Annotated in this window: 23 protein-coding genes and 1 pseudogene; 12 read left to right on the top strand and 12 right to left on the bottom strand. The window is 68.8% G+C overall.

Annotated elements, in window-relative coordinates:
- Window positions 1-128 precede the first annotated feature (128 nt).
- From DFR50_RS05240 to DFR50_RS05255, 4 genes are read left to right on the top strand one after another with little or no spacing between them, the layout of a single operon-like run.
- Window positions 129-1,166, top strand: coding sequence for an SMP-30/gluconolactonase/LRE family protein (locus DFR50_RS05240; protein WP_113888140.1), 1,038 nt, complete (start codon window positions 129-131; stop codon window positions 1,164-1,166).
- A complete protein-coding gene (locus DFR50_RS05245) occupies window positions 1,163-1,945 on the top strand; it encodes an SDR family NAD(P)-dependent oxidoreductase (protein WP_113888141.1) in 783 nt (260 codons plus the stop codon). The genes DFR50_RS05240 and DFR50_RS05245 overlap by 4 nt, the downstream gene beginning before the upstream one ends.
- Window positions 1,946-1,988: 43 nt before the next feature.
- The gene (locus DFR50_RS05250) at window positions 1,989-3,041 is read left to right on the top strand and encodes a fumarylacetoacetate hydrolase family protein (RefSeq protein WP_113888142.1); all 1,053 of its coding nucleotides are present in this window, start codon (window positions 1,989-1,991) and stop codon (window positions 3,039-3,041) included.
- 37 nt (window positions 3,042-3,078) lie between these two features.
- Window positions 3,079-4,083: an NADP-dependent oxidoreductase gene (locus tag DFR50_RS05255; protein ID WP_113888143.1), complete on the top strand. Its 1,005-nt coding sequence runs from the start codon at window positions 3,079-3,081 to the stop codon at window positions 4,081-4,083.
- Window positions 4,084-4,267: 184 nt separating this feature from the next.
- Here the strand turns inward: DFR50_RS05255 and DFR50_RS05260 are convergent, their stop codons facing one another.
- Window positions 4,268-5,575, bottom strand: a complete 1,308-nt coding sequence (locus DFR50_RS05260) for a homoserine dehydrogenase (protein WP_113888144.1) — start codon at window positions 5,573-5,575, stop codon at window positions 4,268-4,270.
- 85 nt (window positions 5,576-5,660) lie between these two features.
- Window positions 5,661-6,077 (bottom strand): DUF6481 family protein, encoded by a 417-nt coding sequence (locus DFR50_RS05265; protein WP_113888145.1) that lies wholly within the window; start codon window positions 6,075-6,077, stop codon window positions 5,661-5,663.
- Between the two features lie 214 nt (window positions 6,078-6,291).
- Between DFR50_RS05265 and DFR50_RS05270 the strand changes: the two genes are divergently transcribed.
- Complete coding sequence (locus tag DFR50_RS05270; protein ID WP_113888146.1) at window positions 6,292-7,098, top strand: DUF2189 domain-containing protein; 807 nt, start codon at window positions 6,292-6,294, stop codon at window positions 7,096-7,098.
- 98 nt (window positions 7,099-7,196) lie between these two features.
- Window positions 7,197-8,246, top strand: coding sequence for a COX15/CtaA family protein (locus tag DFR50_RS05275; protein WP_113888147.1), 1,050 nt, complete (start codon window positions 7,197-7,199; stop codon window positions 8,244-8,246).
- Between the two features lie 63 nt (window positions 8,247-8,309).
- On the opposite strand, the gene DFR50_RS05280 is transcribed toward DFR50_RS05275, so the two are convergent.
- The gene (locus DFR50_RS05280) at window positions 8,310-8,600 is read right to left on the bottom strand and encodes a hypothetical protein (RefSeq protein ID WP_113888148.1); all 291 of its coding nucleotides are present in this window, start codon (window positions 8,598-8,600) and stop codon (window positions 8,310-8,312) included.
- Window positions 8,601-8,653: 53 nt separating this feature from the next.
- Window positions 8,654-10,000, bottom strand: a complete 1,347-nt coding sequence (gene glmU / locus DFR50_RS05285) for a bifunctional UDP-N-acetylglucosamine diphosphorylase/glucosamine-1-phosphate N-acetyltransferase GlmU (RefSeq protein WP_113888149.1) — start codon at window positions 9,998-10,000, stop codon at window positions 8,654-8,656.
- 259 nt (window positions 10,001-10,259) lie between these two features.
- Between glmU and DFR50_RS05290 the strand changes: the two genes are divergently transcribed.
- From DFR50_RS05290 to DFR50_RS05300, 3 genes are all read left to right on the top strand, one after another.
- Entirely contained in the window at window positions 10,260-11,786 is a 1,527-nt protein-coding gene (locus DFR50_RS05290) for an OpgD/OpgG family glucan biosynthesis protein (protein WP_113888176.1), read from the top strand.
- Complete coding sequence (mdoH, locus tag DFR50_RS05295) at window positions 11,762-13,963, top strand: glucans biosynthesis glucosyltransferase MdoH (RefSeq protein WP_425376063.1); 2,202 nt, start codon at window positions 11,762-11,764, stop codon at window positions 13,961-13,963. Before DFR50_RS05290 ends, mdoH begins: the two co-directional genes overlap by 25 nt.
- Window positions 13,964-14,120: 157 nt before the next feature.
- The gene (locus DFR50_RS05300; RefSeq protein ID WP_113888151.1) at window positions 14,121-17,627 is read left to right on the top strand and encodes a PAS-domain containing protein; all 3,507 of its coding nucleotides are present in this window, start codon (window positions 14,121-14,123) and stop codon (window positions 17,625-17,627) included.
- A 60-nt stretch (window positions 17,628-17,687) separates the two neighbouring features.
- On the opposite strand, the gene DFR50_RS05305 is transcribed toward DFR50_RS05300, so the two are convergent.
- Genes DFR50_RS05305 through DFR50_RS05315 form a run of 3 tightly spaced genes read right to left on the bottom strand, consistent with a single transcriptional unit; the run spans window position 17,688 to window position 19,702 of the window.
- The gene (locus DFR50_RS05305; protein ID WP_113888152.1) at window positions 17,688-17,966 is read right to left on the bottom strand and encodes a hypothetical protein; all 279 of its coding nucleotides are present in this window, start codon (window positions 17,964-17,966) and stop codon (window positions 17,688-17,690) included.
- Between the two features lie 54 nt (window positions 17,967-18,020).
- Window positions 18,021-18,878 carry a DUF4436 family protein gene (locus DFR50_RS05310; RefSeq protein ID WP_113888153.1) on the bottom strand — a complete coding sequence of 286 codons (858 nt, stop codon included), beginning with the start codon at window positions 18,876-18,878 and terminating at the stop codon, window positions 18,021-18,023.
- Between the two features lie 5 nt (window positions 18,879-18,883).
- Window positions 18,884-19,702, bottom strand: a complete 819-nt coding sequence (locus DFR50_RS05315) for a rhomboid family intramembrane serine protease (protein ID WP_113888154.1) — start codon at window positions 19,700-19,702, stop codon at window positions 18,884-18,886.
- 263 nt (window positions 19,703-19,965) lie between these two features.
- Between DFR50_RS05315 and DFR50_RS05320 the strand changes: the two genes are divergently transcribed.
- Together DFR50_RS05320 and DFR50_RS05325 are read left to right on the top strand one after the other, a co-directional pair.
- Window positions 19,966-20,493 (top strand): PAS domain-containing protein, encoded by a 528-nt coding sequence (locus DFR50_RS05320; protein ID WP_113888155.1) that lies wholly within the window; start codon window positions 19,966-19,968, stop codon window positions 20,491-20,493.
- A 70-nt stretch (window positions 20,494-20,563) separates the two neighbouring features.
- A protein-coding gene (locus DFR50_RS05325; RefSeq protein ID WP_425376064.1) for an IS5 family transposase occupies window positions 20,564-21,366 on the top strand; the annotation gives its coding sequence in 2 pieces (ribosomal slippage) (window positions 20,564-20,890 and window positions 20,893-21,366; 801 coding nt in all).
- A 1-nt stretch (window position 21,367) separates the two neighbouring features.
- On the opposite strand, the gene DFR50_RS05330 is transcribed toward DFR50_RS05325, so the two are convergent.
- The 3 genes from DFR50_RS05330 to DFR50_RS05340 form a co-directional block, all read right to left on the bottom strand.
- On the bottom strand, window positions 21,368-21,907 hold the full coding sequence (locus DFR50_RS05330) for a gamma carbonic anhydrase family protein (protein ID WP_113888156.1): 540 nt from the start codon (window positions 21,905-21,907) through the stop codon (window positions 21,368-21,370).
- A 44-nt stretch (window positions 21,908-21,951) separates the two neighbouring features.
- On the bottom strand, window positions 21,952-22,356 hold the full coding sequence (locus DFR50_RS05335; protein ID WP_113888157.1) for a DUF3126 family protein: 405 nt from the start codon (window positions 22,354-22,356) through the stop codon (window positions 21,952-21,954).
- A 133-nt stretch (window positions 22,357-22,489) separates the two neighbouring features.
- Complete coding sequence (locus tag DFR50_RS05340; protein WP_113888158.1) at window positions 22,490-23,284, bottom strand: response regulator; 795 nt, start codon at window positions 23,282-23,284, stop codon at window positions 22,490-22,492.
- A gap of 160 nt (window positions 23,285-23,444) precedes the next feature.
- Between DFR50_RS05340 and DFR50_RS05345 the strand changes: the two genes are divergently transcribed.
- Window positions 23,445-23,765, top strand: a complete 321-nt coding sequence (locus tag DFR50_RS05345; protein WP_113888159.1) for a DUF2853 family protein — start codon at window positions 23,445-23,447, stop codon at window positions 23,763-23,765.
- Window positions 23,766-23,810: 45 nt separating this feature from the next.
- Here the strand turns inward: DFR50_RS05345 and cysE are convergent, their stop codons facing one another.
- Both cysE and DFR50_RS31900 read right to left on the bottom strand, forming a co-directional pair.
- Window positions 23,811-24,641 carry a serine O-acetyltransferase gene (gene cysE / locus DFR50_RS05350; RefSeq protein WP_113888160.1) on the bottom strand — a complete coding sequence of 277 codons (831 nt, stop codon included), beginning with the start codon at window positions 24,639-24,641 and terminating at the stop codon, window positions 23,811-23,813.
- A gap of 215 nt (window positions 24,642-24,856) precedes the next feature.
- A pseudogene (locus DFR50_RS31900) lies at window positions 24,857-25,071 on the bottom strand (HlyD family type I secretion periplasmic adaptor subunit); the annotation flags it as partial.

The raw sequence follows: 25,071 nt of genomic DNA on the forward strand, positions 1-25,071 counted from the left end.
ATGTGGGGGCGACCGCCGAACGGGCGCCGAAGATGATCCTGAGCGCCGACGTCCCCTCACGGCGAACAAGGTCGACAAGACGCGTCTGCGCAAAGCCTGCGCGCGACGAATTTGGAGAGGAACTGTCCATGCGGCCTAACCCCATCGACGATTTCGAGGTCGATCTCGCAAGTCTGAAATCGATCGGCCGCGATCTGCACCGTCCCGAATGCATCCTCGCCGAAGCCGACGGCACGCTCTGGTCGGCCGACGCGCGCGGCGGCGTGGTGAGGATCGCAGCCGACGGCACGCAGACCCTGATTGCTCAGGGCGACGCCGTCCCGACGAGCGCGACCGAACAGTTCAAGCGGATCGTCAAGGAAACCCTGCCCAATGGCATGGCCTTCGCCCGCAACGGCGACATCCTGATCGCGAATTTCGGCACCGATCGGCTCGAGGTCATGAAACGGACCGGCGAGAGCGAAGTCCTGTACGACAACGTCGACGGCAAACCGCTCGGGCGGGTGAACTTCGTACTCCGTGATCGCCGGGATCGGCTGTGGTTGACCGTGTCGACACGCATTCCCGATCTGATCAAGTCGATGACCCCGTCAGTACGCGACGGCTACATCGCGATGGCCGACGGGAAGGGCCTGCGGATCGTCGCGGACGGGCTCCATTTCACGAACGAGATCCGGTTCGACGCAAAGGAGGAGTGGCTCTACGCCGTCGAGACCTGCGGGATGAGGGTGACGCGCTTCCGAGTTGCGGCCGATGGCGCGCTGACCGAGCGCGAGACCTATGGTCCCGACAACCATGGCGCGATGATCGACGGCATCGCGTTCGACAGCTTTGGCAACCTCTGGGGCACACATATCTTCACCGATCGCATCTTCGCGATCACGCCGAAGGGAGATCTGCGGATCCTTCTCGACGACGATCGCGGCTCCGAAGCAGGGCGGCAACTTCTCCGGGCTTACGCGGAGGAGCGCCTGACACCGGAGCTGATGCTCGCCTGCGGCGGGACGGCGGCGCCCTGGATGGCGAGCGTGACCTTCGGCGGCCCGGACCTGCGCAACGTCTACATCGGAAGCCTGCGCGGAACGACCATCCCGTTCTTTCGCTCGCCCATCTCGGGAGCGGCTCCGGTTCATTGGAAAACTGAAAGATCAGGAGGTTTTCGATGACCAGCGATCTGGGACTGGCCGGCAAACGCATCATCGTGACCGGCGCAGCCAGCGGCATTGGACTCGAGACCGCCCGCCTCCTGGCGAGCGAGGGCGCTGTCATGGTCCTCATGGATCGCGACCAGCGGGCGCTCGACGCCGTTGCGGACGAGCTTCGGGCCGTGGCCCATTTCTGCGGCGACGTCACCTGCGAAGCCGATTGCGAACATATGGGCACGGTTGCGCGAACCGCGATCGGCGGCCTCGACGGGCTGGTGCATTGCGCGGGCGTCAGCGATCGCGTCGCGAGGGCCTTCGACATCGACATCGACGAGTGGCAGCGGATCGTCGATGTGACCCTCCGCGGCGCCTTCCTCGCCTGCCGCGCCGCCGCGCGGGTCATGCTCGAACAAAAGAGCGGATCCATCGTGGCCTTGTCATCGATACGCGGACTGATCGGAAGCCCGCGCCGGCACGCCTACGGGCCGGCCAAGGCGGCCGTGTCGATGATGACGAAGAATCTCGCGTGCGAATGGTCGCTGAGCGGCGTTCGGATCAACGCCATCGCGCCCGGCTTCATCCGTACGCCGATGACCGATCGCCTCGTCGAGGACGGCAAGATCGACGAAAAGATCCTCGCCGATCGCACGCCGATGGGCCGGATGGGACTTCCCATCGAGGTCGCCAGGGCGAGCGCTTTCCTCCTGTCGGATTGGTCCAGCTACATCACCGGGGTGACGCTGCCAGTCGACGGCGGCTGGGTCGCCTATGGCGGCGCCGGACCGGTCGCGACTCACTGATCGGCCGACCTCAACAGATTCATCGATTTTCGGGAGACAAGTCGTGAAACTGGCGACCTTTCAGCGGAACGGGGAGGCTAGGCCCGGCGTCGTCACCGCCGATGGTTCGGCGCTGGTCGACATCATCGCTGGGGCGGCGGCGCGCCATGGCGCCACGCCGCCGCCCCTCATGAGCGTCCAGGCGATCGTCGAGGCGGGCGATGCGGCGCTCGCCGACATTCGCGATATCGTTTCGTGGGCCGGCGCCGCGCATCGGGTCGAACTGGCGGGGACGAAGCTGCTCGCTCCGATCCCGCGGCCCGTCCAGGTCCGCGACTTCCTCGCTTTCGAGAAGCACATGGTCCAGGCCTATGACGGAATCCGCCGGTTGCGCGCCAACCTGTCAAAAGATCCCGTAGCCTATATGGACATGATGGAGAGAAAGGGTATCCTGCGCGTGCCCGACGCTTGGTATGAAAACCCGCTCTACTATCGGGTCAATCCTGCCAACGTCTGCGGGACCGACGTCGACGTGCGGTGGCCGGCCTACAGCAATACGATGGACTTCGAGTTCGAGTTCGCCTGCGTCATCGGCCAGGGCGGCAAGGACATACAGGTTGCGGAAGCTCGCAGCCACATCTTCGGCTACATGATCTTCAACGACCTGTCGGCGCGCGACGAGCAAGCGCGCGCCATGCCGGGGCAGATGGGGCCCGGCAAGGGCAAGGACTTCGACAATTCCAAGCCGATGGGCCCCTTTCTCGTCACGGCCGATGAGATCGGCGATCCCTACGCGCTCAAGATGACCGCGCGACTCAACGGCGAAGTTTTTGTCGAAGCTTCCTCGTCGGAGATGAACTGGCGGTTCGAGGAGCTCATCGCCTACGTCTCTCAATCCGAGACCTTGGAGCCGGGCGAGGTCTTTGGATCGGGCACGGTCGGCGGCGGATGCACGATCGAAACGGGTCATACCGTCGCCGACGGCGATGTGATCGCACTCGAAATGGAGAAGATCGGCGTGCTGCGCACACGCTTTGTCGCGACAGCGCCCGACGGCGTCCGGCGGGTTTCGGTCGTGCCGCACAACATCCAAGGCAAACCACCGGTCAATGCGTGAGCGAGCGCGCCCCGGAAAGTGAAGGAATTGGATTTGCATGGCTGGCAATAAGCAGGTCCGCGTCGCAGGGCGTCCGCCGGGCATCCCGCAGGCCGAACATTTCGAGATCGTCGACAGCGATATGCCGGCGATCGGCGCAGGCCAGATTCTGGTCCGTAATCTCTTCCTTTCGGTCGAGCCCGCCATGCGCGGCTGGCTGGTCGACAAGAGCAACTATTCCCAGCCGATCGAGATCGGATCGGTGATGCGCGCCCTGGCCGTTGGCGAGGTGATCGAGAGTCGCGCGCCGGGTTTCGCCTCGGGCGACCGGCTGATGGGCTGGTTCGGTTGGCAGGAGTTCGCCGCCGCCGCGCCGGATACGGTGATCCGCAAGGTCGACGACACCGACCTGTCCCCGTCGCTGGCGCTCGGCGTGCTGGGCCTCAACGGCGTCACCGCTCTGCTCGGTCTGGAGAAAGTCGGCCGCCCGGTGGCGGGCGACACGGTTGTCGTCTCCACGGCGGCCGGCTCGGTCGGCTCGGCGGTCGGTCAGATCGCGAAGCTGCTCGGCTGCCGCACGGTCGGCATCGCCGGCGGCGCGGAGAAGGTCGCAATCTGCCGCGACGAATTCGGCTACGATGTCGCGATCGACTATCGCACGCCAGGACTGGAACAGGCGCTCGCCGCCGCCTGCCCCGGGGGCGCGAACGTCTATTTCGACAACACCGCAGGCGCGATCAGCGACGCGGTCTACCGTCAGCTGGCGGTCTACGCCCGAATCGTCGCCTGCGGCACCGCTTCGGTGGCGTCCTGGGACCCGATTCCCACGGGTCCGCGCGTCGAGCGCATCATCATGACCAGGCGTGCGACGATGGGCGGCTTCGTCGTCCTGGATCATATGGCCGAGTTCAACGCCGCCAGCGGCCGGCTCGCCCAATGGGTGCGCGAAGGCAAGCTGAGGTATCGCGAGGAGATCGTCGATGGGATCGAGCGTTGCCCCGGCGCGATCGCCGATCTCTACAACGGTCTCAATCTCGGCAAGCGACTGATTCGGTTGGTGTGACGCGAACGCTTTCCTCTCGCTGTCCGCAGGGCGAAATCGATGGTGTCCAACAGCGGTCGCCGCGGCGCAGGCGCGACGACCGGTTCTCTATGGGCTGCGTGCTGGCCGTCGGGCTCGCGCCACGCGTGCGAGAGCGAGTCCTTCGGCGGCAGGGCTTCCTGACCGGCGCGCGCCGCGCCCGCCCCTAAACCGCCTCGCGCTCGATGCGGATGACCTGCGGCCGCTCGCGCACCACGCCTTCCTCGACCGTGCGCGCGAGCGCGTCGCGGATCGAGGACTCGCTGGTGCCGTGGGTCATCAGCACCACCGGCACGACGCCCGCTTCCGCCCATTCCCGGGTCGCGCGCTTCTGCATGATCGCCTCGAGCGAAATCATCCGATCGCCGAAGCGCGTCGCGATCGCCGCCATCGCGCCCGGCCGGTCGACGACGGTCAGGCGCACGTAATAGCCGCCCTCGTGCCGCTGCAGCGGCACCCGGTCGGCTTCGGTCAGCGTGGCGACGGGACGTCCGAAGGTCGGCAGGCGGGCGCCGCGGGCGACGTCGACGAGGTCGGCGGCGACCGCCGAGGCGGTGGCGTCGCCGCCCGCCCCCGGCCCCACCAGGGTCAATTCGCCGATCGCGTCGCCGACGATCGACACCGCGTTCAGCACCCCCATCGTCTGGGCGAGCGGCGCGCCCTTCTCCACCATGGTCGGCGCCACGCGCTGCTCGACGCCGTGGGGCGTGCGCTCCGCGACGCCGAGCAGCTTGATGCGAAAGCCCAGTTCGTCGGCGGCGGCGATGTCGGCGGGCGCGATCGATTCGATTCCTTCGACCGCGACCGCTGACGAATCGATCTTCGAGCCGAAAGCGAGCGACGCCAGAATCGCGAGCTTGTGCGCGGTGTCGAACCCGCCGACGTCGAAGGTGGGGTCGGCTTCGGCGTAGCCGCGCCGCTGCGCCTCGGCGAGGCAGGCGTCGAACGGCAGGCGCTCCTGCTCCATCTTCGACAGAATGTAGTTGCAGGTGCCGTTGAGGATGCCGGACACGCGTTCAATGGCGTTGCCGGCCAGACTCTCGCGCAGCGTCTTGATCACCGGGATGCCGCCGCCGACCGCGGCCTCGTAGAACAGCGGCGCGTCGTGCGCCTCCGACAGCGCCGCGAGCTCCAGCCCGTGCTCGGCCAACATCGCCTTGTTGGCGGTGACGACCGGCAGCCCGCGCCGGAGCGCGGCCTTGACCGCCTCGAAGGCGACGCCCCCCGCGCCGCCGATCAGCTCGACGAACACGTCGATGTCGCCTGCCGACGCCAGCGCTGCCGCGTCGTCGTGGAAGCGGGCGCCGGCGACCTCCGCCATCCCGTCGCGCGACTTGCGCGCGCTGTAGGCGGCGAGGCGCATTCCGCGTCCGGCCCGGACGCTGAGCGCGTTTCCCTGCCGCAGCAACAGCCGCGCCAAACCGGTCCCGACATTGCCGAGACCGGCGACGCCCAAACGCAACGGCTCTGTCATCACGCACGGCTCCGCTTTCCGGAAAGGATCACCCGGCTCGTTCTGCCCGACTCAGCCGTTCCGGATCAACGAAACCCGGCGCCGATCAACCCCAGCGTTCGGCCGCCGTCTTCTTCTTCTTCTTGCGCTCCTTGCGCGCCGCGTAGCGGGCGTCGCGCTCGAGCTTCTTCTCGAATTCGAGACGCTCCGTTTCTTCGCGCGAGCGAGCCTCCTCGGCCTCGCGCGCCAGCGCCTCGAGGCGAAGCTGCTCCTCGCGGGCGGCTTCCTCGCGGGCCTTGCGCGCGGCCTCGGCCGCGGCCTGCTCGATGCGCCGTTTGGCGCGCTCGGCGTCGCGGATCACGCGCGCCTCGAGAATCGCCTTGCGCCGCGCTTCGCGCTCGACCACGGCCGGGTCGGCCGGATCGTATTTGGCGGTGGTGAGAAACTTTTCAGCCAAAGCCTTGCGCGCCTTGGCGGCGGCCGCCTGGCGATCGGCGAAGCTGTTACCGTTGATGAATGACATCGCTTTCCTGGTGCGAATGAAGGGGGGCGCGGGGCTCATGCCACAGACAGCGCGAATCGGCAACATTTTTGGCGCATCGCACCCGTGTGCGTGCACGATCCGCATCAGCCCTTTGGACTAAAGTCGAGGAAGACGTTGCCTGACCGGACATAACGTGGTCCAATCGAACAAACGTCCAAAGAGGCGGAACGAGGAACGACACAGGAGAAAACGCATGGCGATCGTAACCAGCGCAGGGCCGCAGCCGGCCGTCGCCGGCACGCTCGACGAAGATCGTGGGCTCAGGATACGACAGATCTCGATCGCCGACCTGGTCGAGTGCATCGAGAAGGGCATCAAGGACTTCACCCGCTCGTCGCGCTACGGGATGTTCTTCGGCGCGTTCTACGCCGTCGGCGGGTCGTTCATGCTCTGGCTCGTGTTCGAAACCGGCTACTTCTACCTCGCCTATCCGATGGTGATGGGATTTGCGCTGCTGGCGCCGTTCGGCGCCGCTGGAACCTACGAGATTTCGCGCCGGCTCGAGGCGGGCGAACCGCTCTCCTGGTCGGTCGTGTTCGGCGCCGTCTGGAGCCGGAAGGGGGGCGACCTCGCCTGGCTCGGGCTCGTCAGCCTGTTCACCTTCATGATCTGGATGGACATCGCGATGTTCGTCTACCTGATCTTCTACGGCGCGGGCCTGTCGTCCGTGGCGGACATCTTCACCAACGTCTTCACCACGGTGAACGGGATGATCTTCCTCATCGTCGGCAACGGCGTCGGCGCGCTGATCGCGTTCTGCGTCTTTTCCTTCACCGTCGTGTCGCCGCCGCTGATCGTCGACCGCAACGTCGATTTCGTCACCGCGCTCGCCACCAGCGTGCGGGTGGTCAAGACCAACCCGCGCACCATGCTGGCGTGGGCGGTGGTGATCGGAATGGACCTTGCTGTTTCGTTCGTGACGTTCCATGTGGCGCTGCTGGTGCTGTTTCCGATCCTCGGCCACACGACCTGGCATCTCTATCGCAAGCTGATCGTCTAACGCGGACGCGAGGCGCGCGAGCGGCGGTCCCGGCCCCGAAACGGCCCGAATCGCCCATTCGTTTTCAAGGACGCGCCCCCGCGAACCCGAAGGACCCGATGGCCTCGATCGACGCCCTGCCCGCGAGACCGGCCGCCGCCGTCGCCTCCCGCGCCGGCGTCTGCCTCTGGCTGCTCGCCGTCGCGGGCCTGGTTTTCGTCATGGTGCTGGTCGGCGGCGCGACCCGGCTGACCGAATCCGGCCTCTCGATCACCCAGTGGAAGCCGGTGACCGGCGTTCTGCCGCCGCTGTCGGCGACCGACTGGCGGGCGGCTTTCGACTCTTACCGCCAGATCCCGCAATATGCGGCGCAAAACGCCGACATGACGCTCGACGGCTTCAAGACCATCTTCTGGTGGGAATGGAGTCACCGGCTGCTCGCCCGCATCGTCGGCCTCGTCTATATCGTCCCGGCGCTATGGTTCTGGGCGCGGGGCGCGTTCGCCGGCGCGCTCGGGCGGCGGGTGGCGCTGATGACCGGGCTGCTCGCGCTCGAGCCGATCGTCGGTTGGTGGATGGTCTCGTCCGGCCTCGCCGACCGGGTCGAGGTGGCGCAGGAGCGGTTGGCGCTGCACCTGCTGATCGCGGCCGGCGTGTTCGGGACGGCGATCTACGCCGCGGTCGGCCTGGGCGCGGCCGGGCGACCGCGCGAAGCCGCGACGCGCGGCTTTTCCGTAGCCGCGGCGGCGTTCGCGCTCGTCGTGTTCGTCCAGCTCGGGCTCGGCGCGCTGGTCGCGGGCTTGCGCGCCGGACGGATCTACGACACCTGGCCGCTGATGGGGGAACGCTTCGTCCCGGGCGAAGCGTTCGCAAGCGCGCGCGCTCCCCTCGACGACGCCGCCACCGCGCAGTTCGACCACCGGCTGGTCGCCTACGCCGTGCTCGCCTTCGCCCTCGCCCAGGCGGTCGCGGCGGGCCGCAGCGGGCTTCCCGGTCTCCGGCGGCGCACGGTCGCGCTGGCCGCGGTCGCCGCGCTGCAGGTCGCGCTCGGCGTGGCGACGCTGCTGTTGGCGGTTCCGATCCCGCTCGCCCTCGCCCATCAGGCGACGGCGCTCATCCTGTTCGGCCTCGCCTGCGCCCACTGGAGCGCCACCGATCCCCGGGCGTAGGACGCGCTCGCTGAGCGCGCCCTACGCCGCGATCGACGGTCGCGACGACACGGTTCCGTCGGATCAGCCCAATCGACGTTTCGGCGGCGGCGGCGGGGGATCGCGGCCGAGGCGGATGTTCCAGTATGCCCACGAGCGTGGATCGATGATCCCGGGCGGCGCGTGGTCGAGCGCCTCGCGCAGATCGTCGTCGTTCAGAAAGGCGCGCACGAGCTTCATGTCCTCGTGCGTCGCCCGCGCCAGCGCGTAGGCGACGAAGCGGACCGTATCGGACAGGGCCTCTTCCGGTTCCTCGAACCAGACGAGGCGGCGCGCGAGCGCTTCGGTAGCCGGTGTGAGCGGAATGGTCTTCATCGCAACCGCTCGCGATCGATTGGCCTGAAGCCTCCGCCCGTCGGGGCCCCGCCTCACCCCTTTTTCTTCTTCTCCCGGAACGCCTTCGCCCAGCCGGCGCGCGCCTCCTGCCGGCCGCGCGCGACCACGAGCGCGTCGGGTTCGACGTCCTTGGTGATCACCGAGCCGGAACCGACATAGGCGCCGTCGCCGATCGTGACGGGGGCGACGAGCGACGAATTCGAGCCTATGAAGGCGCCCGCGCCGACGATGGTCTTGTATTTGCTGAAGCCGTCGTAATTGCAGGTGATCGTGCCCGCGCCGATGTTGGCGCCGGCCCCGATGCGGGCGTCGCCGATGTAGGTCAGGTGATTGACCTTGGCGCCGGCCTCGATCGCCGCATTCTTGATCTCGACGAAATTGCCGACCCGAGCCTTCGTTGCAACGTCGGCGCCCGGCCTGAGGCGCGCGTAGGGGCCGATTTGCGCGCCGCTCCCGACCCGCGCGCCCTCGAGATGCGAGAAGGCGTGGATCGTCGCGCCGTCCTCGATCGTCACGCCCGGGGCGATCACGACATGCGGCTCGATCGTGACGTCGCGGCCGACACTCGTGTCCCACGACAGGAACACCGTCTCCGGCGCGATCAGCGTCGCGCCGGCGAGCATCGCCGCCCGGCGCAGCCGCGCCTGCATTGTGGCCTCGGCGGCGGCGAGCTGGACGCGGTCGTTGACGCCCATCACCTCGGCCTCTTCCGCTTCCAGCGCCCGCGCCGCGAGGCCGCGGGCGGCGGCGATCTCGACGAGATCGGTGAGGTAGTATTCCTGCTGCGCGTTCATCGGCGTCACCGCATCGAGCATCGCCAGCGCGTCGGACCCGCGGAAGGCCATCGGGCCGGCGTTGCACAGGCGCGCGCCGCGCTCGGCTTCGGTCGCGTCCTTGTGCTCGCGGATCGCCGCCAGGCGCCCGTCGCGCTCGATCAGGCGGCCGTAGCCGGCCGGGTCGGCCGGGGCGAACCCGAGCGCGACGAGGTCGGCCCCATCGGCGAGCGCCGAGCGCAACGCCGCGAGCGTCCCGGACCGAATCAGCGGAATGTCGGCGTAGGTGACGACGATGTCGTCGAACCCGCGCGCGATCGCCTCGCGCGCCGCGAGCACGGCGTGCGCGGTGCCGCGCCGCTCGCGCTGGACGAACACCTCGACGCCGGGGGCGGCCTTTCGCGCCGCCTCGGCCACGTCCTCGCGGTCCGGTCCGACCACGACCGCGATCGTCGCCGCGCCGGCCTCTTGCGCCGCCGCGAGCGCATGCGCGATCATCGGCCGCCCGGCGACGGCGTGCAAAACCTTGGGACGACTCGAGCGCATCCGGACGCCCTCGCCGGCGGCGAGAACGATGACGAGGCAGCGGCGGGCGTCTGAACTCATGACGGGACTCCGGGTCGGTCGCCTGTTTTAGCGCCGGCCCGGGCGTCAAGCAAAATTCCAACGTCGCGATGAGACAAAATGCATCTCGCGGCGCAGCAAAATAGCATATACAAGTATCGGGCTGGCGGATGCGCGCGGCTGCGGGGACGGGCGAGCCTTCGCGGAGCGCTCGGTTTTCATCGTGTCTCGAAACGGAACGCCTATCGGTCCTCTTGCCAGCAGCGGGTTGGACGGGCGGCAAAACGAACAGAATCACAGCATGGCGCCGCAACGTCGCGAAATCCTGGGATGGGCGCTGGGCGGAGCCCTGGCCGCGGCCGGCTCGCGGGCCGGGCTCGGCGAAGCCTGGGCGGAGCCGCTCGCCAAGCCCGTCCCGTTCGCCGCCGACACGGTCCTGAAGGCGGCGACCGCGCTCGCCGCCTCCGCCTACCGGATGCCCGACGCGCCGCTGCCGTCGCAGTTCTCCGGCCTGACTTTCGAGCAATATGCGACGATTGGCCGCAAGCCCGGCACGGCGATCTGGGCCAGCGACAAGGTCGGCTTCTCGCTCGAGCCGCTGCACCGCGGATTCGTCTACACCACGCCGATCGTGATCAACATCGTCGAAAACGGGATGGCGCAGCGGCTGATCTACGACCCCGCGGACTACGACTTCGGCAAGCTGCAGCCGCCGACCGGCTCCGGCGACCTCGGCTTCTCGGGCCTCAGAATCCTCGCCGCCTCCGACGAGGGTTTTCAGGACGTGGCGCTGTTCCAGGGCGCGAGTTTCTATCGCTCGCGCGCCCGCGGACAGAACTTCGGCGTCACCGCGCGCGGGCTCGCGGTGCGCACCGGCGACGACCCGGGCGAGGAGTTTCCCCTGTTCCGCGAGTTCTGGGTCGAGAAGCCTTCGCCCGCCTCCAATACGCTGACCATTCACGCGCTGCTCGACTCGCAGAGCGTCACCGGCGCCTACCGCTTCACCATCCGCTCGCTCGAAACCACGATCATCGACACCGAAATGACGCTGATCGGGCGGGCTGCGACCGACAAGCTCGGTGTCGGCGCGATGGCCGCGGGCTATCTGTTCAGCGGCCTCGACCACCGCCGCCCGAGCGACTGGCGCGAGGCGGTCTACGAGATCGCCGGCCTGCAGATGCAGGCGGGAAACGGCGAGTGGCTGTGGCGCCCGGTCGTGAACCGCGAGACGCTCCAGATCTCCGCCTTCTCCGACACCAACCCGCGCGGCTTTGGGCTGATGCAGCGGTCGCGGACCTTCGACGATTTCTTCGACGACGTCGGCCGCTGGGAACTGCGGCCGTCCTTGTGGATTGAACCGATCGGCGACTGGAGCGAGGGAGACATGCGCCTGCTCGAAATCCCGGTCACGACCGAGAACAACGCGAATATCCTGGCGCAGTGGCGGCCGAAGGCGGGCGTGACGGCGGGCGGGACGCTGTCGCTCGCCTATCGCCAGTTCTGGTGCTGGACGCCGCCGACGAAGCCGCCGCTCGCGCTGTGCACGCACAGCCGCGCCGGCAAGATCGGCGGCAAGCCGCGCTTCACCGTGGAAATGGCCGGGGACGTTTTCGCCGATCCGCAGCGCGCCGCGGCGGCGGTCGCGGACCTGCACGCCAGCAATGGCAAGATCAGCTTCGTCCAGTGCTTCCCCTTCAAGGACCGGCGGTCGGTGCGCGTCATGTTCGACCTCGATCCCGGCTCGGAATCCTTTTCTGAACTGAGGTTGACCCTCAATCTGGACAACCAGGCGGTGAGCGAAACATGGCTCTATCGATGGACAGCGTGACGCTGCGTCCGGCCAGACCCGTCCCGGCGGAGACGGCGCCGCAGCCCGGCGCCTCGCTCGGCGGATCGATGCCCGGCTACGCGCCGCTCGCCATGCCGGCGCAGTCGTTTCGCAAGTTCTCGAAGAGCGAGCGGCGGGCCTGGATCAACCCGCCCGCGACGCCCGTCGCAGCCCGGCTCGCAGTCTACGGCGGGGCGGCCGCGATCACCGCCTACGGCGCCTACCAGATGTACAAGGTCGTCGGCGTCAGCACGACGACCTTGCTCGAATGGGTGATGGTGGTCCTGTTCGTGCTGACGTTTTCCTGGATCGCGCTGTCGTTCACGGCGAGCCTGGTCGGATTCGTCTGGCTGATCCTGAACCGCCACAAGCGCGAGCCCCTGCCCTCTGCGCTGACCGAGCGCACGGCGGTGGTCATGCCGATCTACAACGAGGCGCCCGCCCGCGTCTTCGGCGCCATGCAGGCGATCATCGAGGACGTGGAGAGCACCGGGCTCGGCGAGGCGTTCGACTATTTCTTCCTGTCCGACACGACCGACGGCGACGTCTGGGTCGCCGAGGAGCGCGCCTTCCTGGCGATGCGCGAGCGGATGCCGGGAGAGCGGATCTACTACCGGCGGCGGCGCAAGAACACGAGCCGCAAGGCCGGCAACATCGCCGATTTCGTGACCCGCTGGGGCGGCCGCTACGCCCACATGCTGGTCCTCGACGCGGACAGCGTCATGTCCGGCGACGCGGTTGTGCGGCTGGCCGCAGCGATGGAGGCCGATCCGGACAGCGGGATCATCCAGAGCCTGCCGATGATCGTCAACCGCAACACGCTGTTCGCTCGCCTGCAGCAGTTCGCCGCCCGAATCACCGGCCCGGTGTTCGCCGCCGGGCTCACGGCCTGGATGGGCCGCGACGGCAACTACTGGGGCCACAACGCCATCATCCGGACGCGCGCCTTCGCCGATCACTGCGGCATGCCGGACCTGCCTGGTCGGCCGCCGTTCGGCGGCCACATCCTCAGCCACGATTTCGTCGAGGCGGCGCTGATCCGGCGCGCCGGCTATTCCGTTTACATGCTGCCGACGCTCGGCGGCTCCTACGAGGAGAGCCCGCCCTCGCTGATCGACCTCGCCGCGCGCGACCGCCGATGGTGCCAGGGCAACCTCCAGCATTCGCGCGTCATCGGCGCCCGCGGCTTCGTCTGGCCGACCCGCCAGCACTTCGCCACCGGCATCATGGGCTATCTCGCCTCGCCCCTCTGGATGGCGCAGTTGATCGTCGGCATCGTGCTGGTGTTACAGTCGCACTACATCCGTCCGGAATATTTCACCACCGACTTCTCGCTGTTTCCCGCCTGGCCGCGGTTCGACTACGAACGCGCGCTGCAGCTGTTCGCGCTGACGATCGGAATCCTGCTCGCGCCGAAATTCCTCGGCCTGATTTTCGCGCTGATCGACGGCCCGACCCGGCGCGGATCGGGGGGCGCCCTGGCGCTGATCGCCTCGACGTTCGTCGAGATCCTGGTCTCGGCGGCGATGGCCCCGATCATGATGCTGATCCAGTCGGGTTCGGTGGTGCAGATCCTGTCCGGCCGCGACACCGGGTGGAATCCGCAGCGGCGCGACGACGGCTCGATTCCGTTTTCCAGCATCGCCCGCCGCCATCGCTCGCACGCCCTGCTCGGCATCGTCACCCTGTTCGCGGCGGCGCTGATCTCCCCGTCCCTGGTGCTGTGGATGTCTCCCACCATCGCCGGCCTCGTCCTGGCGATCCCGCTGTCCTGGGCGAGCGGCCAGTTGTGGATCGGCCTCGGCCTCAAGCGCGTCAGCCTCCTGCGCACGCCCGAGGAGACCACGCCGCCCGCGGTCGTGCGGCGCGCGAACGCGCTCGCCGAGGAGCTCGCCCACGTCGGCCGCGATCACGACGACGCGCTCCTGTCCATTCACGCCGATCAGGCGTTCCGGGCGGTGCACGAAGCCTTCCTGCCGGAGAAGCCGCGGCACCGGCTCGGCGACGTCGACGTCGACCTCGCCATCGCCTCGCTCAAGCTCAACGACGCCGAGACGGTCGAGGACGCCTGCGCCTGGCTGAAGCCGAAGGAGCGGGTCGCCGTCCTCGCCGACCGCGGCCTGATCGCCCTGCTCGCCCGGCTGCCGTCGGAGCGGGAGCGGCGCGGGGCGGCCTGAGTGCGCTCGTCCGCGCAAAAGCGGATTGAAGAGCGGATTTTCGAGCGCGGCGGAAGCGATCGCCTCATTGCGTCGGCGAGCCGCCGCCGCGCGCCGGTTGTGTTGGCGCGCCGGGTCTGTCAAGAAGAACGGCACGTAGAGTGAGCAACGTAATCTCTTGACGGAGGCGCCGCAACGGTCCGGAGAGCTCGGCGAGTTCGTCGCGGCGGCGCCGAACGCGATGGCGATGTTCGACCGCGCGATGCGCTACATTGCCGTCAGCCGAGGCTGGGTCGTTGAGTTCGGCCTCGACCAAGCGCTGCTTGGGCGCAGCCACTACGACGTCTTTCCGCAGATCGGCGAAGCCCGCAGGGCGGTCCATCGTCGCTGTCTCGCGGGCGCGACCGAGCGTTCCGCGGCCGAAAGGTTCGAACGCGCCGACGGCCGCATTCAGTGGGTCGAGTGGGAAGCGCGCCCTTGGATGGACGGCGACGGCGCGATCGGCGGGATCGTCATCTCCGCCCACGACGTCACGGCGCTCGTCGCGGCGAGGCGAGAGGCTGAGGGCCTCGCGGCGAAACTCGCGGCCGCGCTCGAGAGCGCCGAGGACGGCGCGCGCCGCGCCGAGGCCGCGGAGCGGCGGCTGAAGAACGCCATCGACGCCATTCCGTGGGGTTTCGATCTCTACGACGCCGACGACCGCCTGATCGTTTCCAACGCCGCCGCCGAGGCCATGTATCCCCACACCGTCGCGGCGAGACGCCCCGGCGTCTCATTCGAGGACCTGCTGCGCATCGGGGTGGAACTGCGGATTCATGGGCCGAGCCCGCCGGAAAACGAGCGCTGGCTCGCCGAGCGCATGGAGCGGCGCCGCAACCCGTCGGGGCCGATCGACCAGCTGACCGCGCAGGGGCGCTGGCTGCGCATCGAGGAACGACGCATGTCGGACGGCGGGACAGTGGTCATCCGCACCGACGTCACCGATCTCAAGACGCGCGAGCGCGAACACGCCCAGAAGAGCGCGCTGCTGGAAGCCGTTCTGGAAAACATCGGCGAGGGGATCGCCGCCTACCGCCCCGATCGGACCCTGCTCGCCGTCAACGCCGTCGCGATGGCGCTGCTGCGCCTGCCGGGCGATCTGTGCGCGCCGGGCGCGACCTTCGACGAGGTCAACCGGTTTCGCGCCCGCCGCGGCGACAACGGCGACATCGACGACGTCGAGGAATTCGTCGCCCAACGGGCGGCCTGGTTTCAGGCGCCGCAGCCGTTCAGCCGGACGCGCCGACTTCCGGACGGCCGCACCATCGACACCCGCTTCACCCCCATGCCCGGCGGCGGCGGCGTCTTCCTGTTTCGCGACATGACCGAATGGGCCGAGCGGGAAGCCAGGCTCGCCGAGAAAACGGCGCTGCTCGAGGCGACGCTGCACACAATGGGCGAGGGAATTCTCGTCTACGACGCCGACCTGAAGCTGCTGGTGGCCAACGAGATCGCCGCGCGCCTGCTCGACGCGCCGGCCGCCCTGTTCCAACCGGGCGCCGACTACGACGCGCTGAACCGCTTTCGCGCTGCGCGCGGCGACTTCGGCGACGAAGACCTCGACGAGGCTCTTCGCAGCCGCGTCGCCCTGTTCCGCCAGCGACTGCCGTGGAGCCGCCGGCAGCGCGACCGCGACGGTCGCGTCCTCGAAATCCGCTTCCATCCCACCCCCGAGGGCGGGGGGGTGTTCGTCCTGCTCGACGTCACCGCGGCCGCCACGCGCGAGGCGGCGCTGGCCGAAAAGACCGCGCTACTCGAGGCGACGCTGCGCAATATGGGCGAAGGCCTCGCCGCTTTCGACGCGGACCGCAGGTTGGTGGTCGTCAACGACTTCGCGCTCGCGATGGTCGATCTCCCGCCGGAGCTGGTCCGGCCCGGCGTCCTGTACGACGACATGCTGCGCGCGCTCGCCGCGACCGACGACACGGGCGGCGACGTCGAGTCGTTCGTCGCGCCCCGCGTCGCGCAGTTTTGCGCAGGCCAGCCGTTCCTGATCGCCCGGCGCCTCGCCGACGGCCGCGTCATCGAGACCCGGTTCACGCCCACGCCGGGCGGCGGCGGCGTCTTCATCTACCGCGACGTCAGCGAGCGGGTCGCCCGCGAGGCCGAGCTCGCCGAGAAGAGCGCCCTCCTCGAGGACACGTTCCAGAACATCGGCGAAGGCGTCCTCGTCTACGACGCCGGCGGCCGGCTGCTCGCCCGCAACGACCTCGCCGCACGCCTGCTCGCGGCCCCGGGCGCGTTGTTCGAGACCGGCGCCGCCCTCGCCGACCTGATCGGCTTCCGCGCCGTGCGCGGCGACTACGGAGAGGTCGACGTCGACAGGGCCGTTCGCACGCGCATGGCGGAGTTCGCGGCGCAACGGCCGTTCCGGGACGCGCGGCGCCGTCCCGACGGCCGCCTGATCGAGGCGCGGGTCAACCCGACGCCCGGCGGCGGGGGCGTCTTCGTCCTGTCGGACATCACCGAGGCGGCCGAGCGCGAGGCGAAGCTGGAAGCGGCGCTCGCCGAAGCGGAGCGGGCGAGCCGCGCCAAGTCCGAGTTCCTGGGCAACGTCAGCCACGAGTTGCGCACGCCGATGAACGCCATCATCGGCCTGTCGAGCCTGCTGCGTGAAGGCGATCTGAAGCCCGAGGAGCGGCGGCAGGCGCAGACGATCGAGGCGGCGGGAGAAAGCCTGCTCGTCATCATCAACGACGTGCTGGAGTTCGCGAGCCTCGACGCCGGCGAAGATCCAGCCCCCGACGCGATGCGGTTCGACCTCCGCGCCCTGGTCGAGCAGACGATCAGCGCGGCGCGCGCGGCGCGCGGCGGCTCGACCCTCGCCTTCCGGGCGGACATCGCCCCCGGTCTCCCGGCGGCCTTCGAGGGCGACGGCGGCCGGATCGCCAAGGTTCTCCGCAACCTCGTCGACAACGCCGTCAAGCACACCGCCGAGGGGACGGTCACCGTCCGGGCGCAGTCGAAGCCGGCGGAACGCGACGAAAGGCGCCTGCTGCGGATCGAGGTCGAGGACACCGGACGCGGCTTTCCACCCTCGGAGGCGGCGCGCCTGTTTCTTCCGTTCGAGCGCGGCGCCTCGCCCGATCGCACGCGCGCCGCCGGGCTCGGCCTCGGGCTCGCCATCTGCCGCAAGCATGTCGAGGCGATGGGCGGGACGATCGCCGCCGACAGCACGCCTGGCGTCGGCAGCCGGTTCTGGTTCGAGGTTCCGGTCGACCTCGCCAGCCCCGCGCAAGTCTGCGCAAGCGCCGCGCCCGGAGGCGTCGACCAACGCCGCCGGCTCAGGGTCCTGGTCGCGGAGGACGTCGAAGCCAACCGCGCCGTCATCGGCGCGATGCTGCAAAAACTCGGGCATGAAGCCGATTTCGTCGAAGACGGCGAGCAGGCCATCGAGGCGGCGAGAGCAAACGACTACGACGCCATTCTGATGGACATCCAGATGCCGAACCTGGACGGCCTTGAGGCGACGCGCGTCTTGCGCGCGATCGGCGGCCGGCTGAAGGGCGTCCCGATCATCGCGGTCTCGGCCCATTCGACCGCGGCCGAAACGGATGCGGCGCTGCGCGCCGGCGTATCCGCCTTCCTGTCCAAGCCGGTCCGGCGGTCGGCGCTGGACGAGGCGCTGAACTCGCTGTGCGCTTGAGCGGGACGGTCGGCGGGGTCGGCTTTCCCCTCGCCGGGTTCGGCCGGCGTCGCGCTGCGGCTACGCCGGGCTGTCCATCTCGACGATCGCCGCCTCGCGCACTGCGATCGCCTGCTCGATGTCGCCGTTCATCAGCGCCGCGATCATCCGCGCCGTTTCAGCCTCGGCGCAAGACGCGATCCGGCGGCGGTGGTCGTCGCCGTCGACCACGACCCACGGTCCGTCCTTGACCTGAACAATCGAAAACCGCATCGGCTCCCTCGCGCCCCTGCCCTTGCCCACCTCGTCGATGTCGCGCCCGAAGACGCCGGAGCGCGTCCTCGCCGCAACCGGCGCCATGCCGCGCGCGCCAGTCTGACATGTCAGCGCCCGCGATAGAAGAGGACTTTTGCATCAGGGCGGCGGCCCGGACCTGACCCAGCGGAACACCAGCAGCGCCAGCGCCAGGATGACCGCGAGCTCCGTCCACAGGAACACCCACAGGTCGGCCTCGACGCCGAGCGGCGGCGAACCGGGCAGCGCGTTGCGGAACGCCGGCAGCGCGAAGGTGATGGCGGCGAGCGACCCGATCAGGGTCACCTCGGGCCGGCGCACTTCGCCGAAGGTCAGGAAACCGATCGCGAGCGCGCAAGCGGCGAGCACGAGCATGGCCCCGTAGGCGCTGAGCGCGAACAGCACGAAGGCGCCGCTGCGCGCGGCTGCGATCGTCACGTCGAGGTCGCCCCCGCCGCGTTCCGGCTCTTCCGTCGCGTGCAGGTCGAACCCGAGCAGGCCCTCCCAGACCGTGACCCGCGCCGGAAGCCGCGCCGCGGTCTTTGCGTCGACCAGCGCGACGCCGAGCCTCGCCCGGTACGAATCGAGCGGATAGGCGCTGACGCTGCCGTCGTCGAGGCCGATCTCGAAGGTCGAGACCGCGAGGCGGGCGCCGGCTGCGAGCTTGACGTCGGTCGCGATCCGGTCGTGGGCGACGACGAGGTTCAGGTCCCGTTCGGCCGAAGCGGCGGCGCCTTCGCCCTCGGCGAGCCTGGGCGACAGGTACACCGCGACCTGCATCACCCGGTTGAGCGCGTCGACGCTGAGCGGCCGGATCAGGATCTCCCCGATCGGCGCGGCCGCGCCGAAGCTCTGCTCGCGCGGCGTTTCCGCGACCCGGAACTGGCGCAGCGCCAGGACGTAGACCGCTGTCAGCGCCATCAGGATGGCCGCGATCGCGACGAGTCGCCGGTTCCACGCCCGGCCGGTCTCCGGCATGGGTCTCAGGCCCCCGCGCGCGCCGCCGGCCGGTCGAACAGCGGAAAGATCAGGAGCCCGGCGACGAAGCCGCCGACATGGGCGATCCAGGCGACCGGCATGTCGGACAGGCCGAGCGTCCGGGCGAAGGCGCCGAACAGCAGGTTGGTCCCGAACCAGATGACGAGAAAGACGCGCGGACGGGATTCGACGACCATCGAACGGAGGGAGCCCGCGGGAATCGTGGCGATGTCGAGACGACTGTCGGCGGCGGGGCCGAGCGGCGCCCCGGGTTGAAACATGAATCGGGTCGCCGCGCCCATCAGTCCCGAATCGGCGCCGGAGGCGCCGATCAGCGGCATGAAATCCATCGGCGCGAGCGCCCAGTGCGCGAGCGCCGCGGCGATCGCCGTCACGCCCATGAAGACGAGGAAACCCGACGCGCCGAACCGGCGGGCGACCGGCGGTCCGAACGCGACCAGCCAGATCGTGTTGAGCAGGACATGCGACCACGCCCCGTGCAGGAAGGCGTAGGTGACGAGCGTCCAGGGCTTCGCCCCGCCGCCGAGCGCGTGCAGGTCGCGCATCGCGCGGGCCTGATCGAGCGCATTCGGGTCGGAACTGGCGCGAACGAGGAGGTCGATCGCCCGCCCCGGCCAGACCGACACGGTCAGGCGGCCCGGAACGAAGGCGTATTGCCGGATCAGCATGTCCTGAACGAGCGGGCTCGCAAAGGTGAACAGGGTGTACAGCGCGATCAGCAGGACGGCGAGCCCGACCACGACCGGCGGGGCGTTGAAGATCGGCTCGCGGGGCGGCGCGGCGTTGGGGGGCGTCCTGTCCATGGCGGTCGAGCCTCGCGTTCGATGGAAAGCGGGCTTGCCGGAGTTCCCGTCGGACCGCAACGGCGCCGACGTTACGACCAAGCGCGCCGCCTGCAAAATGCGTTATTGTTAATTCGAGGCGGCGGGCGCGGATCGCTCCCACGCCCTTGTGCGTGACGTTGCGGCATGGTCCCTGCAGGCCTTGCGCGTGAGGTCGGTCGCGCTTCCTTCCCGGCGTTGTCGGAAGCGACGCGCGCACCAACCCCCGGGCAAGGGAGAGGACGATGCGACAGGCCGTCTCGCGCGCGCTTTACGCCTATTGGCGCGGGCTCGGAGCGACGGGCGGACGGCCCGAGCGCGACGCGCTGGACCTCGGCGCGCTGCGCGGATTCCTGTCCGAAACCTTCGTGCTCGACTTCGACCCCGCGGGCGGATTCCCGTTTCGAATCTGCGGCGCGACCATCGCCGCCGTGTTTCTGAACGACCTGCGCGGCGCGCCGTTCCTGACTCTCTGGCGGGAGGCGGATCGCGACCGGGTGGCCTCGATCGTCCGGGCCGCGGCCGACGACGGATCGGCGCGCCTGCTGCTTGCCGAAGGTAGCCCGGCTGGACTTGCGCCGGTCCGGATCGAGGTCATGCTGCTTCCGCTCAGCCATCGCGGCGCCACCCACGCCCGCATGCTGGGATCGCTCGCTGCCCGCCCCGGCTCAGACTGGCTCGGGCTGATCGGCTCGGGGCCCATGACCCTGACGGCGTCCGACCTGCTCGCGCCCCAGCAGCGCGGGGTCGCCGACCCGGCCAGCGCGCGCTAGGTCACAAACTCATAAAGGCTATTCCGATTTTTGGCGCGGCGTGATTCAAGCTCCCCGAGGGGGAGCGAACATGTCGCCGCGCCGGTACGAGCTTTCTGATTTCGAGTGGTCGATCATCGAGCCGTTGTTGCCGAACAAGCCGCGCGGCGTGCCGCGCTCCGACGATCGCATGGTGCTCAACGGCATTTACTGGCGGCTTCGGACCGGTTCGCCCTGGGCGGAAATTCCGGAGCGCTACGGACCTTCGACGACCTGCTACAACCGCTTTGTGCGCTGGGCCAAGATCGGCGTCTGGGACCGGATATTCGAAGCGGTTTCAAGAGCTTATGATGGCGACTTGCAAATGATCGACAGTTCCTCGATCCGCGTCCACCAGCATGGTGCGAACGGCAAAAAGGGGGGTCTGAACAAACGTCGTCCGCCACTGGGGACGTCGCTGGAAGCCGCTGCATGGGGCGCTCGCGAGGCGGACTGACCACGAAGATCCACGCCCTGGTCGACGCCAACGGCCTGCCCATTCTGCTGAAACTGACGGCCGGACAAGCTCATGACGGGCGAAGCGCCGCCGACATGCTCGACGGTCTCGGCGAAGGTCAAATCCTCCTGGCCGACCGCGGTTACGACAGCGACGCTCTGAGAAAGCGCCTCGAAAGACAAGGCGCGTGGGGCAACATCAAACCAATGCCCGGCCGCGTCAACGTCCCGTTCTTCAGCCGCTACCTGTATCGCTATCGAAACCTCGTCGAATGCTTCTTCAACAAACTCAAACATTTCCGAGCCGTGGCGACGCGCTACGAAAAGCACGACGCCAACTACCTCGCCCTCGTCAAACTCGCAGCCATCCGAATCTGGTTCCGGTTTATGAGTCGGTGACCTAGAGCGCGCCGTCGATCCGCTTCAGTCCGGAGGCGAAACGGCGCCAGTTGTCGACGTAATGAGCGGCGGCGCCCTTGAGGGCGTCCGCCGTCGCGGCGTCGAGGGTCTTCATCGCCTTCGCCGGCGATCCGACGATCAGCGAATGGTCGGGAAACTCCTTGCCTTCGGTGACCAGGGCGCGCGCGCCGACGAGACAGCCGCGGCCGATCTTCGCGCCGTTGAGGATCACCGCGCCCATGCCGACGAGCGAGCCGTCGCCGATCGTGCAGCCGTGCAGGATCGCGCCGTGGCCGATGACGCAGTCCGCGCCGATGGTCAGGGGAAAGCCGGTGTCGGTGTGCAGGACGGCGAGGTCCTGCACGTTGGAGCGCGCGCCGATCACCAGCGGATCGTTGTCGCCGCGCAGCACCGCGCCGAACCAGACGCTCGCGTCCTCGTGCAGCCGGACGGCGCCGATGACGGTCGCGTCCGGAGCGATCCAGAAGCGGCCCTCCGGCGGCAGATGCGGCGCCGTTCCGTGCAGCGAATAGATGGGCATCGCGAGTCCTCCTCCTTGTCGGTGACGTGGATGAGCGGCAGCGCTCAGTCGTCGTCGTCGCCGTCGAGGTCGATGTCCAGGATCGCCATCTGCAGGGTGAAGCTCGCGCCCTTCGGGTCGTCGGCGGAAATGACTCCGAGGAAGTCGCCGCCGTTGTTGAGCTCGACCGAATCGGTCTTCTTGGCGCGGGCGGCGATCGTCAGCCGGTCGTTCTCGAACAGCTTTCGGAGATAGTCCTGCAGCGCGGCGCGGCCGACCGGCACCTTCATCGCGAACGCGAACGACCGGTCGCCGTCCTCGTCGTCGAGCGTGATCGCGCCGATCTTGCGCTCGCCGAGCGCAACGTCGGCGGCCTCCTTCGCGCGCGAGTTCGGGGTGACGTTCAACGCCGCCGCGCCGAAGGCCTTGCGCAGGAATTCGCGCAGCTTGACGATCTCGGCTTTGTCCATGAGCCCGGCCCTCGCTTGTCTTTCAGGCCGCTGCCTTTGCCAGATGCGCGCCCCGCCCGCAAGCCAACGCTCGACCCCGTCCCCAGGCGCGCTCCGCCCGCGGCGCGATCGGGAATCCGGTCTTTCAGGCGTTTCAGGCCGCGGGATGCGACTTGCGGTCGAAGAACAGCGCCTGGCTGATCACCGCCTGGACCGCGTCGCGCGTGAAGGGTTTGGAGATCAGGAACGCGGGTTCCGGCGCCCGGCCGGTCAGAAACAGTTCCGGATAGCCGGTGATGAAGATCACCGGCGAGTCCTGCGATCCGAGAATGTCGTTGACGGCGTCGAGGCCGGAGCTGCCGTCGGCGAGCTGAATGTCGGACAGAATCAATCCGGACCGGCGCTGAAGCGCGGCGCGCACGGCTTCGTCGTGGGTCCGGGCGATGGTGGTGACCTCGTGCCCGAGTTGCTCAACGAGGCTCGTCAGGTCGGCGGCGATCAGAGGCTCGTCCTCGATGATCAGGACGGACGTCCTGAGCTGCGCCGAGATCTGCTGTCCGGCGCGGTCGACCAGCGCCTGAGCTTCGCCCTCCGGAACGTCCAGGATCTGCGCGACCTCGCCGAGACGGAACCCCTCGACGGCGTGCAGCAGAAAAGCGAGCCTCGGCTCGGGGGCGATGGCGGCGATGTTCCTCGCCTCGGGCCGCTCGCCCTCCGCGCTCGCGACGTCGGCGTCCCGGTTCCCCGCATCGCCCCGCCATTGCTGCAGGAAAGCCCGGTAAAGAGCGACTTTCGGATCCAGCCCGGGGACGAGACGACCGGGGTCCGCGACGACGGACTGCAGCGTCGCGATCACCGCGGCGTCGCCGGCTGACTGCGTCCCGGAAAGGGCGCGGGCGAAACGCCGCAAGTACGGAAGAAAGGGCGATACGGCGGTGGCGATCGGCATCAACAAGGCTCCCGGAATTTCGTACGGCCTCCCGCCGAACGCAATATAACGCGGAACGACGCCACTTTGTTCAAAAGAAATTCGTCCGCCCTTGCTCCCGCTCGACGAATGCGCGAGGTCTTCTCGTGACCGCGGACGCGCGGCGGAGGAGGCGATCATCATGGCGCAGGATTGGGCCGTCGACGTTCTGAAGTACAATCCCAACGCCGACCGAAAGGCGATCGGGGGGATCGTCCATCACTGCGGCATTGCGCTCCGGAGCCGGGACGCGTCGCTCGTCGCCTTCACCGACCCGGACGAACTGAAGCGGGTGCGCGACAGCTTCCTGAAAAAGAAGCTCGGCCTGACGGTTCCCGATTCCGAGCTCGACATGGCCGTCGCTTCGGTCGGCGAGCGGATGCGGGCCGACCATACCAAGAACCGGGTGACGGTCTATTATCTGCTGGCCGAGCATTTCGGGAAGCTGGCCGAGTTCGTTTGAGCCGAAGCGCCGACCCCCCGCCGGTGAAGCGGATTAGCGCTCCCCTCAGACTTCGACGCCCTTCTCGGCGAGGATCTGGTTCATGTCGCGCGCCGGCTCGGCGCAGCCCGCTTCGCCGACGATGCGGGCCGGCACCCCGGCGACCGTCTTGTTGTTCGGCACCGGCTGCAGCACCACCGACCCGGCGGCGACGCGGGCGCAATGGCCGATTTCGATGTTGCCGAGGATCTTTGCGCCGGCGCCGATCAGCACCCCGTAACGGATCTTCGGGTGGCGGTCGCCGCTCTCCTTGCCGGTGCCGCCGAGCGTGACCCCCTGAAGAATCGACACGTTGTCCTCGATCACCGTCGTTTCGCCGACCACGAGGCCGGTCGCATGGTCGAGGAACACCCCCTTGCCGATGCGCGCGCCCGGATTGATGTCCACCCCGAAGGCGCCCGACGCGAGGCTCTGAATGCTGAGGGCGAAGTCGCGCCGCCCCTGTCTCAGCAGCCAGTTTGACAGGCGGTAGGCCTGGAGCGCCTGAAAACCCTTGAAATAGAGCAGCGGCTCCATCATGCGCAGGCAAGCCGGGTCGCGGTCGGCGACCGCCATGATGTCGGCGCGGAACGCCTCGCCGATCGACGGATCGCGCGCGACCGCCTCGTGGAACGTGTGGCGGATCAGCGCCGCCGTGACGTCGGCGTTGTCGAGGCGCGCGGCGACCCGATAGCCGACCGCGCCCTCGAGCGTCTGGTGGTTCAGGATCGTCGTCATCAGGAAGGTCGCGAGCTCCGGCTCCCGCCGCAGCGCCTCCTCCGCCTCCTGACGGATGCGGGCGAACAGTGGATCGTTTCCTGCCAGTCCGACAATGCGGGCCGTCAAACCTTGCGCCATGGCGAACTCCCGGCCGGCGAACTCGAGCTCGCCCCCTCGCCTTATAGCATGACCGCGCGCGCCGCGCGAAACGCCATGCACGCCGTTCTCCGGCTTGCCGGGGAGGAGCGCGCTGACCGCCGCCGCAAAGGCTTCGCGACGGCGTTCTGCTGTCGAAGCCCGATCCGGCGCTGGGGCGCCCCCGCGGCCGGTCCCGGCCGGCGCGGGGGGCTCGGTCAGCGTTCTCTTGCGGCTTCGGAGGCGATTTTGGCCAGCGGGGAGAGGAGGTAGTCGATGACCCTGCGGGAGTTGGTCTTGATTTCGACGGTGACGGTCATGCCGGGGGTGAGGAGGATGCGGGCGCCGTCGATGGTCATGGCGTTCTGGTCGAGCGCGACGGTGACGGGGAAGACGAAGCTGTCGGGCTGGCCGGGGGCGGTGGCGGGCTGCT

Source organism: Roseiarcus fermentans (genome assembly GCF_003315135.1).
Lineage (GTDB): Bacteria > Pseudomonadota > Alphaproteobacteria > Rhizobiales > Beijerinckiaceae > Roseiarcus > Roseiarcus fermentans.